We start from the raw sequence: 15,454 nt of genomic DNA, 5'->3' as shown, positions 1-15,454 counted from the left end.
AACGGCTCCGGATTCTTTTGACAAATCCGATACCTGCGGTCTTTCCACCGGGAAAGGCGCCATACATCAATAGCGCGCGGCGCTTTTCATTCACTTGCCGTATGCGGGCATGTCCATGAATTGATTCCCACCCACTGAAAGCTATAGTCCCGCACATGATCGACCTCATCCAGAACTATTGGCCGCATTTTCTCGTCGTCCTGTCTTTCGTTTTGGGCGTGCCGGCGGCGATCCATGCCGCCATGACCAAGGACGATGTTCGGGCCGCGGCCGGCTGGGTCGGCGTCGTGCTGCTGTCACCGATTGTTGGCGCGCTCGTCTACGGTGTCGCCGGCATCAACCGCATCCGACGTTCGTCCATCGGCATGCAGCGTTCGCTGTTGAGCGGACGCGGGCCGGACCAATTCGGGCGCTTCGATGTGTCCGATGCAGAGATCGGCGCACGCTTCGGCCAGCGGTTCGCGGCGATGAAGATCCTCGGTGACCGGGTGTCGCAACATGCGATGTCGACAGGCAACCGCATAACCATACTTGAGGGCGGGGACGCGGCCTATGCCGCCATGCTGCACGAGATCGCCAATGCGCGCCGCAGCATCCTGCTTGAAAGTTATATCTTCGACCGAGACGCACTCGGCTTGCGCTTCGCCGATGCATTGATTGCGGCGCGAGGGCGAGGGGTCGAGGTGCGGGTGCTGATCGATGCGGTGGGCGCACGTTATTCCGTGCCGAGCATCGTCGGCTATCTCAAGGCCGCCAGCGTGCCCACGGCCGTCTTTAATGGCAACATCATCATCGGGCTCAGATTGCCCTATGCCAATTTGCGCACGCACAGAAAGATCCTGGTCGTCGATGGCAAGGTCGCCTTTGCCGGCGGCATGAACATCCGCGCCGGTTTCACCACCGAAATTGCTGGTCCCGAAGCCGCCTATGACACCCATTTCCGCATCACCGGACCCGTCGTTGCCGATATCTTCCAGGTTTCGGCCGAGGATTGGCAGTTTTCAACCGGCGAACTTCTGGCAAGTGACACCTGGACGATCGAGCCGACTTCGCCGCCGGCAAAGGCGCCGGGCATTTTGATGCGTGCGGTGCCATCGGGGCCTGATAAAACGAACGAAACCAATCACAAGATGCTGATGGGTGCGTTCTCCGTGGCACGGAAGAACATCCGGCTGATGTCGCCCTACTTCCTTCCCGACCGGGAGTTGATCAGCGCGCTCGTGACGGCCGCCCGCCGCGGCGTCGAGGTGGATATCGTCGTGCCTGCGGTCAACAATCTGCTGCTGGTCGACCGTGCCATGGCGGCGCAGTTTGATCAGGTGCTGAAGGGGCATTGTCGCGTCTGGCGTGCAAAGGGTGCCTTCAATCACTCCAAGCTGCTCGCCGTTGACGAGCGCTGGGCCTATGTCGGCTCGACGAACCTCGATCCGCGGTCGCTGCGTCTCAACTTCGAATTCGATCTCGAAGTGCTCGATGACGTCTTTGCGCGCAGCGTCAACGGCGGCATCGCTGCGATCATCGAGACGGCGGAAGAGGTGACCCTGAAGGATTTGAATGCCCAGCCTTTGGCTGCGCGCCTGGCGAACCGTCTGCTCTGGCTGGGATCACCATATCTCTAGCAATGAGCGGCGCATGGAAATGCGCGCGCGCAGTCAGATGGAAAAACTCGTTCCGCATCCGCAGCTTGCGACAGCATTCGGATTCCTTATCTGAAATGACTGGCCGAGCAGGTTGTCGATGAAGTCAATCTCCGAGCCACCCATATAGACGAGCGACAGGCTGTCGATCAGGACTTTGGCGTTGTCCTTTTCGAGCACGAAGTCATCGTCGTTCGTGTCGTCGACCAGATCGAACTTATAGGAGAAGCCCGAACAACCGCCGCCTTCTACGGAAACCCGCATGGCATTCTTATGCCCGTCCGAGCGCAGAATGGTGGCGATCCGCTTGGCCGCCGCGTCGGAAAGTGTCACTGTTTCCTGTGTCATATTTGCCTCCTGCCGGGGTCAAGAACCGGAGAGATTCGTCTTCATTGCGCGATTTACAATCGGCCGGTGCTGGCATGTCTTTCAATGCCGAGCGCCAAGCCATTGCTTTGGCTTAAGGAATCGGTCGATGTTTGGTCGCCGCTTTCCCGTAGCTTTCACTATAGGTATGAAGGCTTGAATGTCCCGTCAATGGGACGACACAGGCAGGTGTGAAATGACATTCGACAAAAAAGCGCTCGGCTTCGGTTACGGCGAACATGCGCCATTCGCGTCGAATCCCTGGGCGACGCGCGGCAGGCTATATCCGGAAGCGACAAGCCCGACGCGGTCCGACTTTCAGCGTGACCGCGACCGCATCGTCCACACGACCGCCTTCCGTCGGCTGAAGCACAAGACGCAGGTCTTCATCGCCGCCGACGGTGACCACTATCGCACCCGCCTGACCCACACGATCGAAGTGGCCCAGATTGCGCGCGCACTGGCGCGGGCGCTGAAGCTTGACGAGGATCTCGCCGAAGGCGTCGCGCTCGTCCATGATTTCGGGCACACGCCATTTGGTCATACGGGCGAGGACGCGCTACATGACATGCTCAAGCCCTATGGCGGCTTCGATCACAACGCGCAGTCGTTGCGTATCGTCACCAAGCTCGAGCGACGCTACGCAGAGTTCGACGGACTGAACCTCACCTGGGAAAGCCTGGAGGGACTGGTCAAGCACAACGGGCCGCTCTTGACAGTTGACGGGCAGGGCGCGCACGGTCCGGTGCCGCAGCCGATCCTGGATTATTGCGCCATTCATGACCTCGAGCTTGCGAGCTTCGCGAGCCTGGAGGCGCAGGTGGCGGCGATCGCCGATGACATCGCCTATAACACCCATGACATCGATGACGGCCTGAGATCCGGCTACCTGACGTTCGAGATGCTTGAAGACGTACCGTTCCTCGCCCGTCTGATGCGAGAGGTCGGCGATCGTTACCCCGGTCTGGAGGCCAGCCGGTTCACCCATGAAATCATGCGGCGCCAGATCACGGCGATGGTCGAGGACGTGATTTCGGTCGCACAAACGCGCCTCAAGAAGGCTCGGCCCGAAAGTGCCATGGATGTCAGGCAGGCGGGGAAGGTCATGGCGACATTCTCGCAAGAGATGGGTGAGACCGACAAGCAGATCAAAAGACTGCTGATGACACGGATCTATCGTCATCCCGAGGTGATGCGCGTGCGTGAGGGCGCTGCATCGATCGTCTGCGATCTCTATCGCGCCTTCATGGCCGACCCCTTGCTGATGCGCGAACACTACTGGATCGACCAGATCCCTGGTATGGCCGAGCCAGCGCGGGCGCGCCATGTCGGGGACTACCTGGCCGGGATGACGGATACCTTCGCCATCAGTGTCCACCGGCGTTTGTTTGACCATACGCCCGATTTGCGGTAGGGACGCCGCGCCCGGAGGCTTTTGGTTCACCCGAACCGAGCCTCCTTTTGAGTTTTGCACCGACCATATTCTGTCGGGAAAAGCGGACGGATCAGATGAATCTCTTCACGGACTTCGAATCAAGAATTAAGGATATTCTCGAAACGCTTGATGTCGTTCGAGAAAAGCGATCCGAGCTTGACTTCGGCCGTATCAATGTCGAGCCGCCGCGCGACGCCAGCCATGGCGATGTCGCAACCAATGCCGCGATGGTGCTTGCCAAACCGTTGGGGATGAATCCGCGCGCGCTTGCCGATCTGATCGTCGAAAAGCTCAGGCAGGACCCTGAGGTCACCGATGTTTCCGTTGCCGGTCCCGGCTTCATCAATGTGCGCCTTTCGGTTTCCTACTGGCAGAAGCTGTTGACCGCGGTGGTTCGCTCCGGAGCCGACTATGGCCGCAGCACGACCGGTGCCGGCCGCAAGGTCAACGTCGAATATGTGTCGGCCAACCCGACCGGGCCGATGCATGTCGGCCATTGCCGCGGTGCTGTCGTCGGTGACGCGCTTGCGAACCTGCTGGCCTTTGCCGGCTATGAGGTGACCAAGGAGTATTACATCAACGACGCCGGTTCGCAGATCGATGTGTTGGCGCGTTCGGCCTTTCTTCGTTATCGGCAGGCGCTCGGCGAAGAGATCGGCGAGATCCCGCCGGGCCTCTATCCCGGCGACTATCTCGTGCCCGTCGGCGAGGCGCTGGCCGACGAATTCGGCACGAGCCTGCGGTTGATGCCCGAGGACAAGTGGATGCCGCTCGTCAAGGAGCGCACCATCGACGCGATGATGGCCATGATCCGCGAGGATCTTGCCGCCCTGAACGTCACCCACGATGTTTTCTTCTCGGAGCGGACGCTGCATGCCAATGGCGCTGCCAAGATCCGCACCGCGATCAACGATCTGACCTTCAAGGGCCATGTCTACAAGGGCACGTTGCCGCCGCCGAAGGGGCAACTGCCGGAGGATTGGGAAGATCGGGAGCAGACGCTGTTCCGCTCGACCGAGGTCGGCGACGACATCGATCGGCCGCTGATCAAGTCGGATGGAAGTTATACCTACTTCGCTGCCGACGTTGCTTACTTCAAGGACAAGTTCGACCGCGGCTTCGACGAGATGATCTATGTGCTTGGCGCCGATCATGGCGGTTATGTCAAGCGGCTCGAGGCGCTGGCGCGCGCGGTGTCCGGCGGCGCGTCGAAGCTGACGGTGCTGCTTTGCCAGCTGGTCAAGCTCTACCGTGAGGGTGAGCCGGTCAAGATGTCCAAGCGTTCCGGTGATTTCGTGACTCTGCGCGACGTCGTCGACGAAGTCGGACGCGACCCGGTGCGGTTCATGATGATCTACCGGAAGAACTCCGAGCCGTTGGATTTCGATTTTGCCAAGGTGACAGAACAGTCCAAGGATAACCCTGTCTTCTACGTCCAGTACGCGCATGCGCGTTGCCGGTCTGTCTTCCGTCAGGCGGCGGACGCTTTCCCCGGCCTCGACCTGGCTTCCGTCGATCTTGCCGGTGCAATCAACGGCGCGATCGTCGATCCGGCGGAGCTGCAGCTGGTCGCCAAGCTCGCAGAATATCCGCGCGTCGTCGAGGCTGCGGCACTGGCGCAGGAGCCCCATCGCATCGCGTTTTACCTGTACGATCTTGCCGCTGCCTTCCATGGACACTGGAACAAAGGTAAAGAGAATCCGGAATTACGTTTTGTTAACGATAAAAATAGAGAATTAAGTACTGCCAGACTCGGGCTGGTGCATGCTGTCGCTTCCGTACTGAAGTCGGGCCTGTCCATTACAGGCACCTCCGCACCGGAAGAAATGCGATAAGTATTGTCACCATTTTCCCACAATGCACTGGCAAGTGAATGCAGGCAATTGTGAGTGGAGAGCATGGCAGACAAACAATTCGCACGAAGCGGGCCGGCTGAATTCGATGTATTGGCAGACGATGATCCGTTGGCCGAACTCGCCCGGATCGTCGGCTACGATGCCCGGCCGGCTGTCCAGCAGTTGCAGGAATTGCAACGCCACCAGGAGGCTGTCCGGCAAGATCCGGCATTCGATCTCGAGGAAGAGCTTCTTCGAGAGTTCGATACCTATGACGCGCCGCGCGCAGCAAATGTTCAGCCGGACAACAGCCCGGTTGAGCATGCTGCCGTGCCCGCGGAAGAGGTTCAGCAGGTCGCGCCCGTGCTCGAATTTGCGCCAGCCGAGTTCGCTGTCGCCGAATCGGCGCCGGTCGAGGACGCACCGGTAGTCGAGCCGGCATACGAGCCTGCCGCGTTCGCGGAGCCGTGGGCAGACGCCGCTATTGCCGCAGAACAGGTCGAACGCGGCCCGGTCGAAGTTGTCGCGTTTCCTGAAACGGCTCCGGTTGCCGACCCCGCAGGATATGAGGTGGCTCCCGACGCAGGCGAGCCGGCCTTCGATCTTGAGCGCGAGCTCGAGCTGTCGCTTGGCGAGGCCGAGCTTTCTCCGGTAGCCGAATTTGCTGTGGCCGAGCCGCAGGGCGCGGCACCTGAAGAGTGGCACGCACCGGTCGAGGAAATTTCATTCGACGTTTCCGATTTCGCCGATGAGCTGATGGCTGTGCCGGCTGCGCTGTCTGTCGAGCCGGCCTTCGAAGTGGCTCCGGCTGCCGAGGGCAGCAACGCCTACGCGTCGGACAACGCTTACTCGTATGAACCGGCCGTGATCGAACAGGCTGCTCCAGTTGCGGCAGACCCTGCAACCGATAATGCCGTCGATCAGCTTCTTGCCGATATCGAGCGGTTCCCGGTGCCGGCTGCGACGGGATTGGTTGCCGCCGCAGTTCACGCTCATCCCGCCGTCCATGCGCGAGCTGAGCCGATCGCGACTGGAGCCGCTCCGGTCAAGAAGAGCCCGTATCCCTTCACTCCGACGTTCAGCCGCGCCACACCGGTTGCTTCGCCTTCGGGTGTCGGCCAGCAGCGCGCCTTTGCCGGTCCGATCGTCTCGTCGATCCCTGCGGCTGCGGCACCTGCAGTTGCTGCACCAGTGGCCGCAGTGGTTGCTCCGCAGGCTGCCCGCCCGACCGTTGAACCTGAGAACGAGCCGAGCTTCGACATCGAGAACTTCGAAATGGAGCTCTCGGATGTGGCAATGGAGCTGGAGCTTCCGGAGTTCGACGCTTCTGAGGATGTCGTGGCTGCCGTGCAGCAGCCGACGTTGCCAGTTGTTGAACAGGCGCCGATCCAGCGCGAAGAATCCTTCGTAACGCCGTTGGTTGCAGCAGCGCCCATGGAAATCGAAGGGCCGCCGGTTGAAAGCGCTCTGCCCTTCGATCCGTCGATGATCGCCGAAGCCGATTCCGGCGTTGCACCGATCGCCGATATGGATGTGCCGCAACTGCCGGTCATCGAGACAGAAAAGCCGGTCGCTTATCCTGCCGACTACGATCTCGATATCGACGCGGAAATGGCCCAGCTCTTCGGCACGCCTGCACTCTCCGTGAGGGAGACACAGGCTCGGCCCGTCGAGACTCGCGAACCTGCGCGCTCCGCGCCGGCCGCCAAGCCGGCCGCATCGTTTGGCGCAGCCCCGATGGATGATTTCGACGAGTTCGAGAAGGCGATGGAAGAAGACTTCCGCCGCTCGATGGTTGAACGCCAGAACGCGCCGCGCGAATCGGAGCGCGTGCAGCCCATGTCCGGCCAGGCCGACGCGGGTGTTTATAACGAATACGGCTCCGGTCGCCGCTCGCAGCGCATGATGCTGCTGGCCGCAAGCGTCGCGGGCGTCATCATTCTTGGCGGTGCAGGCGTCTATGCATGGATGGGTGGCAGCGATGCCGTCTCGTCTGGAGAGGGTCCGAAGATCATTCTCGCCGACAAGTCCCCGGTCAAGGTCGTGCCAGAGGAAAAGGGCGGCAAGACCGTGCCGAACCAGGACAAGGCCGTCTATGACCGCGTCGCCGGCGCGCAGGGCACCGGCCCTCGCCAGGAGGCTCTGGTCTCCTCGACAGAGGAGCCGATGGACGTCGTGCAGCGGACGCTGACGCCGGAAAACCTGCCTGATGACGGCAGCGATGAAGCCGAAGCGCTGATGACGCCTTCCGCTGAAGCTGACGATCAGTCTGCGCGCCTGATGCCGAATGATGGCACGGCTGCGCCGGCTGATCAGGAAGAGGACAAGACTCCCGCGGTCGCACCGCGGAAGGTACGCACGATGATCGTCAAGCCGGATGGCACGCTCGTCGCTCGCGAAGAGCCGGTTGAGGTCCCGGCGACGGAAGTCGCTGGTAATGCTCAGCCGGTTCCGGCAACGGCTTCGGGTCAGGCGACCGCGTCGGGCATCGAGGGCCAGGCGACAGCCACGGGCGCCGGGTCCGAGCTTCGCGCGGCCGGCCAGGCATCAACCGGTGCCGATCAGGTCGCTCTTGCAGCCGCAAGCAGCGCTACCGTCGATGCCGCTGGCGATCAGGCGCCACTGCCGCAGACACGTCCGGCCGCAAAGCCCGTCAACGTGGCTGCGACCGACACGGCCGAGACCCAGCCTGCGGCTAACGCTGCAGCGGATACCCAGCAGGTTTCGACGGCTTCCGTGCCGGCTGGGACCTACTTCATCCAGGTGGCATCGCTGCCCTCAGAGGCCGAAGCGCAGAAGTCCTACAACAGCCTTTCCAACAAGTTCGGGAGTCTCATCGGCGGTCGCGGCGTGGATATCCGCAAGGCGGAGATCGCGGGTAAGGGCACGTACTATCGTGTCCGCATCCCGGCCGGATCGCGCGAAGAGGCCAATGCACTTTGCTCGCGCTACAAGGGTGCCGGCGGCAGCTGCCTCGTGACCAAGTAGTCACCACGACGAATATTATCCTCGGAAGGGCGCGGCAGAGATGCCGCGCCCTTCCATGTTTCAGTGTCAGTAGTCTGTGCATGACGCGCACGGACAACTATTCTCGCTTCGCTGCGGGCAAGCCGCGCACTATGCTTTTAGGATGAGCGAATCAAAAGCATTTATCTCCGGTTGCAAGGGTCTTTCTCTTTCGAGCGAAGAGCGCAGGTTCTTTGATGGCGAGCAACCCTGGGGCTTCATCCTCTTTGGCCGCAACATTGGCGAGGAACAGCAGATTTGCGATCTGGTCGCGGCTCTGCGTGACAGCATCGGCAATCCGGCTGCACCTGTGCTGATCGACCAGGAGGGCGGGCGCGTTCAGCGCATCCGACCGCCGCTTGTTCAGCAATATCCGAATGGCGCGGCGATCGGCGAGATCTACCGCCGCGATGCCGAGGGCGGTCTGCGTGCGGCCTGGCTGATGGGGCGGCTGCACGCCTTCGATCTGATGCGCTTCGGCATCACGGTCGATTGCCTGCCGGTGCTCGACGTTCCGGTACCCGGCAGTCACGATGTCATCGGCAATCGCGCCTACGGGCACGACCCGCACAGCGTCACGGCGATCGGCCGCGCGATGGCGGAAGGCCTGAAGTCCGGTGGCATGCTGCCAGTGATGAAACATATGCCCGGTCATGGGCGCACCTTCGTCGATTCTCACCATAGCCTGCCTGTGGTCAGCGAAACGTTCGACGAGCTTGCCAAGAGCGACTTCCTGCCCTTCATCGCGATGAAGGACGAGGCCATGGCCATGTCGGCGCATATGGTCTTTACGGCAATCGATCCGGACAATCCGGCGACGACTTCCGCCAAGGTGGTGCGCGAGATCATCCGCGGCCATATCGGCTTCAACGGATTGCTGATGTCCGACGACGTCTCGATGAATGCGCTGGCCGGCGACATGACGACCCGCGCTCGCAACATCATCGACGCCGGACTTGATCTCGTCTTGCATTGTCATGGCATAATGGACGAGATGAAGGCTGTAGCGAATGTCGTGCCGGTTTTGGCCGGAGAGACATTGCGCAGGGCAAAGGCCGCCGAGGCCGCCTTCCGCAAGCCCGACAATGCGAACGAGCAGGAACTGCGGGCCGAGTTCAACGGCCTGTTCGCGACGGTTTGAGGACGGGTACGGCCGGCGGGAAAGGATCGGGCTGTCGTGAGCAATGCGGGTGAAAAGCAGGGCAGGTCCGGTTCTAAAGCGCCGATGGATACCTTGTGGCAGGACGAGACCGCGGAGCGGGGGCTGCACGAAGAGGCGTTTGTCATCGACATCGCCGGCTTCGAAGGCCCGCTCGATCTGCTCCTCCATCTTGCTCGCAGCCAGCGGGTCGATCTTGCCCGCATCTCTGTGCTGGCACTGGCGGAGCAATACATCGCCTTCGTCGAGCGCGCGCGCAGCATCCGCATCGAACTGGCTGCCGACTACCTCGTCATGGCGGCTTGGCTTGCCTATCTAAAATCGCGGCTGCTGATCCCGCAACAGGCGAAGGATGACGGCCCCTCGGGCGAGGAGATGGCATCGGCGTTGGCGTTCCGGCTGAAGCGCCTCGAAGCCATGCGCGAGGCAGCGACCCGGCTGATCAATCGAAACCGCCTCGGCCGCGATGTTTTTGTGCGGGGCGCGCCGGAGCACATCGTCACAGAGCACAAGTCGGACTACGATGCTTCGCTTTATGATCTGCTGACCGCCTATGCGAGCTTGCGCCAACGGACGGCGATTACACAGGTAACGATCGAAAAGCGTCATGTCTGGTCGCTTGCCGATGCGCGATTGATCCTGGCCCGTATGACAGGTCACCTCGACGATTGGACCGCGCTCGACCACTTCCTTCTGCGTTACATGACGACGCCGAAGGAGCGGGCGACGGCGATCGCCAGTTCCTTTGCCGCCTCGCTGGAGATGGTGCGCGAGGGACGCCTGGAAATCCGCCAGGAAGAAGCGTTCGCGCCGATCTATCTGCGGCGCGGGCCAAACCCGATCGATGCGGCGACGCTCGCCGATATGGAGGCAGCCCGTGGCTGAGCCGCAGAAGTACTTGCCTGATGTGGCAGATGAAGACAGCGAGAATGACGGCCCGTTGCTCGATCCGCGCGTGGAACAGGAGGCCGAGCGGATTGCCGAAGCTTTGGTGTTTGCCTCTGCTCAGCCGGTCTCCGAGGCCTATATAGCCAGCCGCCTGCAACGTGATGCCGATGTCCCGCGCATCATGGCGCGGTTGAAGGCGCTTTATGCCAGCCGTGGCGTCAACCTGGTTCAGGTGGCGGATCACTGGGCGTTCCGCACGGCGGCCGATCTATCTTTCGTCGTGCAGACGGATGAACAGGAGGTGCGCAAGCTGTCGCGCGCCGCGCTCGAAGTCCTGGCGATCATCGCCTACCATCAGCCGGTAACCCGCGCCGAAATCGAAGACATTCGCGGCGTGCAGACATCGAAGGGCACGCTCGACGTTCTGATGGAAGCCGGCTGGGTCAGATTCCGCGGTCGCCGGCGCACGCCCGGGCGTCCGGTCACCTTCGGAACGACGCGTGATTTTCTCGACCACTTCGGCCTGGAGGAACTGCGTGATCTGCCGGGGATCGAGGAGTTGAAGGGAGCGGGGCTTCTCTCCGGCCGCGTTCCGTCCAATCTGCATATTCCCGTGCCCGTCGGCGAGGACGACCTGGCGGAAAATGAGGATCCGATCACCCAGCTCGATCTCGAAGAACTGGGGCTCTTGACTCCAAAGGGCGAAGAGGCCGATTAAAAACCTGATTGGAGATATCGGCTTTCTCCATCGAGCCTGCACCCGGTATGGTCGCCGTGGTGCCACCGGTGTCAAGGAATACGCAGCATGGCTTCAGATACGCAGGACAGGCCCGTCATGGCAACGCGACGGACGGCGGGCGTATCTTTCGCGGCGAGCCTGACATTCGAGGATATTCACCACAACTACCATTCCAAGGAGACGATCAAAGGCGTCAGCCTGGCGGCCAAGGCGGGTGAAGTTCTTTGCCTGCTCGGTCCCTCCGGTTCAGGCAAGACGACACTGCTGCGGATCGCCGCTGGCATCGAGATGCAAAGCGCCGGCCGCCTGTTGCTCAACGGCCAAGAGATTTCCGGCCCGTCGACCTTCCTGCCGCCGGAAAAGCGCGGTGTCGGGCTGATGTTCCAGGACTTTGCGCTGTTTCCGCACATGACCATCCGCGACAACGTTCGTTTCGGTTTGACCGCGCTTCCCAAGAAGGAGGCGTTGATCCAGGCTGATGCGGCGCTGGAGCGGGTCGGTCTGTCGCACTATGCCGACCGTTATCCCCATGTGCTTTCAGGTGGGGAGCAGCAGCGCGTGGCGCTCGCCCGTGCGCTCGCCCCAAGGCCGGCGGTGCTGTTGATGGACGAACCTTTCTCCGGGCTCGACTCGCGGCTTAAGGATTCAATCCGCGCCGATACGCTCGCCATCCTGCGGGAGACACGTGCCACCGCGATCGTCGTGACCCATGATGCCGAAGAAGCGATGCGCATGGCTGACCGGATCGCTCTGCTCAAGGACGGACGCCTGGTCCAGGTCGGCACCGCGGACGAGCTTTATCGCAAGCCACGGGACCTATTTGCCGCCGGTTTCTTCTCGGAAATCAATGTGTTCGATGCCCAGGTGCGCAACGGCCGTGTCGACACGCCGCTCGGCGGCGTGGAGGCAGGCAAGTATCGCGATGGGCAGCGCCTGTCCGTGGCCGTCCGGCTTTCGGGCCTGCATGTCGGCAAGGACGAAGGCGATATACAGGCGCGGATCGTCTCGCGGCGTTTCATCGGCGTCGTCGAACTGCTCGAACTGGCTGTGCAAGGCTGCGACGGGACCGTGCGCGCGCGTATCCGGGCGGACCAATTGCCGCAAGGATTGCGCGATGTAATGCTTTCAGTTAACGAGCGGGATATATTGCTGTTTGAAAAAGACGCCGTGAGCCCTTAGGGTCTTTCGCGAAAGGGGCGTGCGGTCCGTACGCCCGAAAATTGACACGTGATAGGGCCTAAATCGGGGAAGGCTCAGAGGAGTAAGCACATGGGTTCCTTAAGTATCTGGCACTGGCTGATCGTTCTGGTCGTGGTGCTGTTGTTGTTCGGTCGCGGCAAAATTCCGGAACTGATGGGCGACGTTGCCAAGGGCATCAAGAGCTTCAAGAAGGGCATGAACGACGACGACGTCGCTTCCGCCGACAAGTCGCTCGACGGCAAGACTGTCGATCACAAGTCTGACGAAGTTCGCTAACGAACGAGCATCGATAGGGCCGGGCTGGGATTATTTCCCGGCCGGCCGCATCACGGGTTTGCAGGACATATCGAATGCTTGATATCGGCTGGACCGAGCTAGTCGTCATTGCCATCGTACTGATCGTTGTTGTCGGACCGAAGGATTTGCCGCCGATGTTGCGGGCCTTTGGCCGGATGACGTCGAAGCTGCGCGGCATGGCATCGGATTTCCGCCAGCAGTTCGATGAAGCGCTGCGCGAGGCCGATCTCGAAGATGTCCGCAAGACGATCAGCGACGCACAAAGCCTCAACCCGGCAAATGCGCTGCGCGATGCGATGAACCCGCTGCGCCAGATCGGCAATGAGATCAAATCCGATCTCCAGAAGGCGGCATCGCCGGACAAGGTCCCCGCAGCTGCGGCAGAACCACCGGCATCCTCCGTAGAGCCGGTTACCGCCGTGCCTGCGGTCGAGGCAAAGCCGGCCGACAGCGTTGCGGCCGCGGCGATCGGTTCCGCGAGCCGGCAGATGCAGCGTGCCGAAGCGGCTGAGCCTGCCGTAAAACCGAAGCGGGCGACGAAGGCCAAGACCGACGCCACGCCCACGGCCAAGAAAGCCACAGCGCCCAGGGCAGCAGCCGGGACCGCCGTGGCTAAGCCTGCAGTGGCCAAGCCCGCCATGAAGAAGGCGGCGGCCGAGCAGCCGAAAGAAAAGACCCAAAAGACACGCGCGGCGACGCGCAAGAAAGGTGACGCATGAGCGGCGATATCGAGGACCGGCCGCAGCCGCTGATCGAGCATCTGATCGAGCTCCGGAAACGGCTGATATGGGCCGTTGGCGCGTTCTTCATCGCCTTTCTCGTTTGCTTCTACTTTGCCAAGGGTCTCTTCAACCTGCTGGTGCTGCCGTTCAAATGGGCGGTTAGCTGGGCCGGGATGGAGCACCGCAATGTCGAACTGATCTATACCGCGCCGCAAGAATTCTTCTTCACCCAGATCAAGGTGGCGATGTTCGGCGCCTTGGTGATCGCCTTTCCGGTGATCGCATCGCAAATCTACAAGTTCGTCGCTCCCGGTCTCTACAAGAATGAGCGTGCGGCGTTCCTGCCGTTCCTGATTGCCTCGCCGCTTCTGTTCCTGCTTGGCGGCGCGCTGGTCTATTTCTTCTTCACGCCAATGGTCATGTGGTTCTTCCTGGCGATGGAGCAGGGCGGTGATGAGGGCCATGTGGCGATCCAGCTTCTGCCCAAGGTCTCGGAATATCTGAGCCTGATCATGTCGCTGGTCTTTGCCTTCGGCCTCGTCTTCCAGCTACCGGTGATCACCACGCTTCTGGCCCGCGTCGGCTTCGTGAGCGCACAGGGCCTTGCCGAGAAGCGCAAATACGCGATCGTGATCGCCTTTGTCGTCGCGGCCGTGCTGACGCCACCGGACCCGGTCTCCCAGATCGGCCTTGCACTGCCAGCCATCCTTCTCTACGAAATTTCGATCTATACGGCGCGACTCGTCGAAAGACAGCGGGCAGCGGATGCGCTCAAGCGTGAGGCCGCCCAGTCGCAGGAAGAATCCTCCGAAGAGGTTGGCCCCGCAAAGGGCTGAGCATTCGACGGTTCCGCGCCGTGACCTGAAAAACGCGTGGAACGACAATGCTTGATATCAAATGGATCCGTGAGAATGCCGATGTGCTGGACGCCGCCCTGGCGAAGCGGGGCGCGGAACCATCGTCCGCGTCGCTGATCGCCATCGACGAACGTCGCCGTGCAATCCTTCAATCGCTGCAGGACATGCAGTCGCGCCGCAATGCGGCGTCGAAGGATATCGGCGCGGCCATGGCCCAGAAGAACAACGAGCTTGCCGAAAAGCTGAAGGCCGAAGTTGCCGAGCTGAAGAACTCGATGCCGGCGCTCGAGGAAGAGAGCCGCCAGGTCGAGGTCGAACTGAACGACGCCCTGTCGCGCCTCCCGAACATCCCGCTCGAAGACGTCCCGGTCGGTTCGGACGAGGCCGGCAACGTCGTCACGCGGGTGATCGGTGCCAAGCCAACCTGGAACCACCAGCCGCGCGAGCATTTCGAAATCGGCGAGGCGCTGGGCCTGATGGACTTCGAAGGAGCGGCGCGCATTGCCGGATCCCGCTTTACGATCCTGAAGGGCCAGCTTGCCCGGCTCGAACGCGCGCTCGGCCAGTTCATGCTCGACCTCCACACCCAGGAGCACGGCTATACCGAAGTCCAGCCGCCGCTGCTGGTGCGTGACGATGCGATGTATGGCACCGGGCAGCTGCCGAAATTTGCCGAAGACCTGTTCCGTACCACCGATGATCGCTGGCTGATTCCGACGGCTGAAGTTCCCCTGACCAATATCGTGCGCGAGCAGATCCTCGATGGCGAAAAACTGCCGCTGCGCTTTACCGCGCTGACGCCGTCCTTCCGTTCGGAGGCCGGTTCGTCGGGGCGCGACACGCGTGGCATGCTGCGCCAGCACCAGTTCAACAAGGTCGAACTCGTTTCGATCACCGACGCTGAGACGTCAGTTGCCGAGCACGAGCGCATGACTGCCTGCGCCGAAGAGGTGCTGAAGCGTCTGGGCCTGCACTACCGCGTGATGACGCTCTGCACCGGCGACATGGGCTTTGGCGCCCGCAAGACCTACGATCTCGAGGTCTGGCTGCCCGGACAGGATACGTACCGCGAAATTTCGTCCTGCTCGGTCTGCGGCGATTTCCAGGCGCGGCGCATGAACGCGCGCTACCGCAACAAGGAAGACAAGGGGACAAGGTTCGTTCATTCGCTGAACGGTTCCGGCGTTGCCGTCGGCCGCGCCCTGATTGCCGTTATCGAAAACTATCTGAACGCCGACGGCTCGGTTTCGGTGCCGGACGTCCTGGTTCCCTATATGGGCGGCCAGAAGCGTATCGAAAAAGCTGCCTGACGG

The 15,454-nt window shown here is 61.7% G+C and carries 13 protein-coding genes; 12 read left to right on the top strand and 1 reads right to left on the bottom strand.

Translation table 11 applies throughout. The annotated features are described in order from the left end of the window. Positions 1–155: 155 nt before the first annotated feature. On the top strand, positions 156–1,619 hold the full coding sequence (locus BC363_RS06635) for a phosphatidylserine/phosphatidylglycerophosphate/cardiolipin synthase family protein (protein WP_065781186.1): 1,464 nt from the start codon (positions 156–158) through the stop codon (positions 1,617–1,619). Positions 1,620–1,652: 33 nt separating this feature from the next. Here BC363_RS06635 and erpA read toward each other — a convergent pair whose 3' ends face one another. Further along, entirely contained in the window at positions 1,653–1,985 is a 333-nt protein-coding gene (erpA, locus tag BC363_RS06630) for an iron-sulfur cluster insertion protein ErpA (RefSeq protein ID WP_065781185.1), read from the bottom strand. Positions 1,986–2,199: 214 nt separating this feature from the next. Between erpA and BC363_RS06625 the strand changes: the two genes are divergently transcribed. From BC363_RS06625 to serS, 11 genes are all read left to right on the top strand, one after another. Next, positions 2,200–3,417: a deoxyguanosinetriphosphate triphosphohydrolase gene (locus BC363_RS06625; RefSeq protein WP_065781184.1), complete on the top strand. Its 1,218-nt coding sequence runs from the start codon at positions 2,200–2,202 to the stop codon at positions 3,415–3,417. 95 nt (positions 3,418–3,512) lie between these two features. Next, a complete protein-coding gene (argS, locus tag BC363_RS06620) occupies positions 3,513–5,273 on the top strand; it encodes an arginine--tRNA ligase (protein WP_065781183.1) in 1,761 nt (586 codons plus the stop codon). Between the two features lie 63 nt (positions 5,274–5,336). Beyond that, positions 5,337–8,261: an SPOR domain-containing protein gene (locus tag BC363_RS06615; RefSeq protein ID WP_065781182.1), complete on the top strand. Its 2,925-nt coding sequence runs from the start codon at positions 5,337–5,339 to the stop codon at positions 8,259–8,261. Between the two features lie 142 nt (positions 8,262–8,403). Then, entirely contained in the window at positions 8,404–9,420 is a 1,017-nt protein-coding gene (nagZ, locus tag BC363_RS06610) for a beta-N-acetylhexosaminidase (protein ID WP_065781181.1), read from the top strand. An 84-nt stretch (positions 9,421–9,504) separates the two neighbouring features. Further along, on the top strand, positions 9,505–10,323 hold the full coding sequence (locus BC363_RS06605; RefSeq protein ID WP_065781180.1) for a ScpA family protein: 819 nt from the start codon (positions 9,505–9,507) through the stop codon (positions 10,321–10,323). Next, a complete protein-coding gene (scpB, locus tag BC363_RS06600) occupies positions 10,316–11,044 on the top strand; it encodes an SMC-Scp complex subunit ScpB (protein ID WP_065781179.1) in 729 nt (242 codons plus the stop codon). Before BC363_RS06605 ends, scpB begins: the two co-directional genes overlap by 8 nt. 87 nt (positions 11,045–11,131) lie before the next feature. After that, positions 11,132–12,244 carry an ABC transporter ATP-binding protein gene (locus tag BC363_RS06595; protein ID WP_065781178.1) on the top strand — a complete coding sequence of 371 codons (1,113 nt, stop codon included), beginning with the start codon at positions 11,132–11,134 and terminating at the stop codon, positions 12,242–12,244. Positions 12,245–12,334: 90 nt separating this feature from the next. Further along, entirely contained in the window at positions 12,335–12,541 is a 207-nt protein-coding gene (locus BC363_RS06590; RefSeq protein WP_065781177.1) for a twin-arginine translocase TatA/TatE family subunit, read from the top strand. Positions 12,542–12,615: 74 nt separating this feature from the next. Beyond that, positions 12,616–13,281 carry a Sec-independent protein translocase protein TatB gene (tatB, locus tag BC363_RS06585; protein ID WP_065781176.1) on the top strand — a complete coding sequence of 222 codons (666 nt, stop codon included), beginning with the start codon at positions 12,616–12,618 and terminating at the stop codon, positions 13,279–13,281. After that, the gene (gene tatC, locus BC363_RS06580; protein WP_065781175.1) at positions 13,278–14,120 is read left to right on the top strand and encodes a twin-arginine translocase subunit TatC; all 843 of its coding nucleotides are present in this window, start codon (positions 13,278–13,280) and stop codon (positions 14,118–14,120) included. The genes tatB and tatC overlap by 4 nt, the downstream gene beginning before the upstream one ends. A 47-nt stretch (positions 14,121–14,167) precedes the next feature. Further along, positions 14,168–15,451, top strand: coding sequence for a serine--tRNA ligase (gene serS / locus BC363_RS06575; protein WP_065781174.1), 1,284 nt, complete (start codon positions 14,168–14,170; stop codon positions 15,449–15,451). Positions 15,452–15,454: the final 3 nt, after the last annotated feature.

The organism is Ensifer sp. LC384, assembly GCF_001695865.1.
Classification (GTDB): Bacteria; Pseudomonadota; Alphaproteobacteria; order Rhizobiales; family Rhizobiaceae; genus Ensifer.
This window is presented reverse-complemented; position numbering and strand designations above follow the sequence as displayed.

Excerpts from the sequence above, each read along its gene's own strand:
- BC363_RS06625 (WP_065781184.1), top strand. The coding sequence starts at position 2,200 with ATGACATTCGACAAAAAAGCGCTCGGCTTCGGTTACGGCGAACATGCG.
- BC363_RS06590 (WP_065781177.1), top strand. The coding sequence starts at position 12,335 with ATGGGTTCCTTAAGTATCTGGCACTGGCTGATCGTTCTGGTCGTGGTG.
- erpA (WP_065781185.1), bottom strand. The coding sequence starts at position 1,985 with ATGACACAGGAAACAGTGACACTTTCCGACGCGGCGGCCAAGCGGATC.
- tatC (WP_065781175.1), top strand. The coding sequence starts at position 13,278 with ATGAGCGGCGATATCGAGGACCGGCCGCAGCCGCTGATCGAGCATCTG.
- BC363_RS06635 (WP_065781186.1), top strand. The coding sequence starts at position 156 with ATGATCGACCTCATCCAGAACTATTGGCCGCATTTTCTCGTCGTCCTG.
- tatB (WP_065781176.1), top strand. The coding sequence starts at position 12,616 with ATGCTTGATATCGGCTGGACCGAGCTAGTCGTCATTGCCATCGTACTG.
- serS (WP_065781174.1), top strand. The coding sequence starts at position 14,168 with ATGCTTGATATCAAATGGATCCGTGAGAATGCCGATGTGCTGGACGCC.
- BC363_RS06605 (WP_065781180.1), top strand. The coding sequence starts at position 9,505 with ATGGATACCTTGTGGCAGGACGAGACCGCGGAGCGGGGGCTGCACGAA.
- BC363_RS06615 (WP_065781182.1), top strand. The coding sequence starts at position 5,337 with ATGGCAGACAAACAATTCGCACGAAGCGGGCCGGCTGAATTCGATGTA.
- nagZ (WP_065781181.1), top strand. The coding sequence starts at position 8,404 with ATGAGCGAATCAAAAGCATTTATCTCCGGTTGCAAGGGTCTTTCTCTT.
- argS (WP_065781183.1), top strand. The coding sequence starts at position 3,513 with ATGAATCTCTTCACGGACTTCGAATCAAGAATTAAGGATATTCTCGAA.
- BC363_RS06595 (WP_065781178.1), top strand. The coding sequence starts at position 11,132 with ATGGCTTCAGATACGCAGGACAGGCCCGTCATGGCAACGCGACGGACG.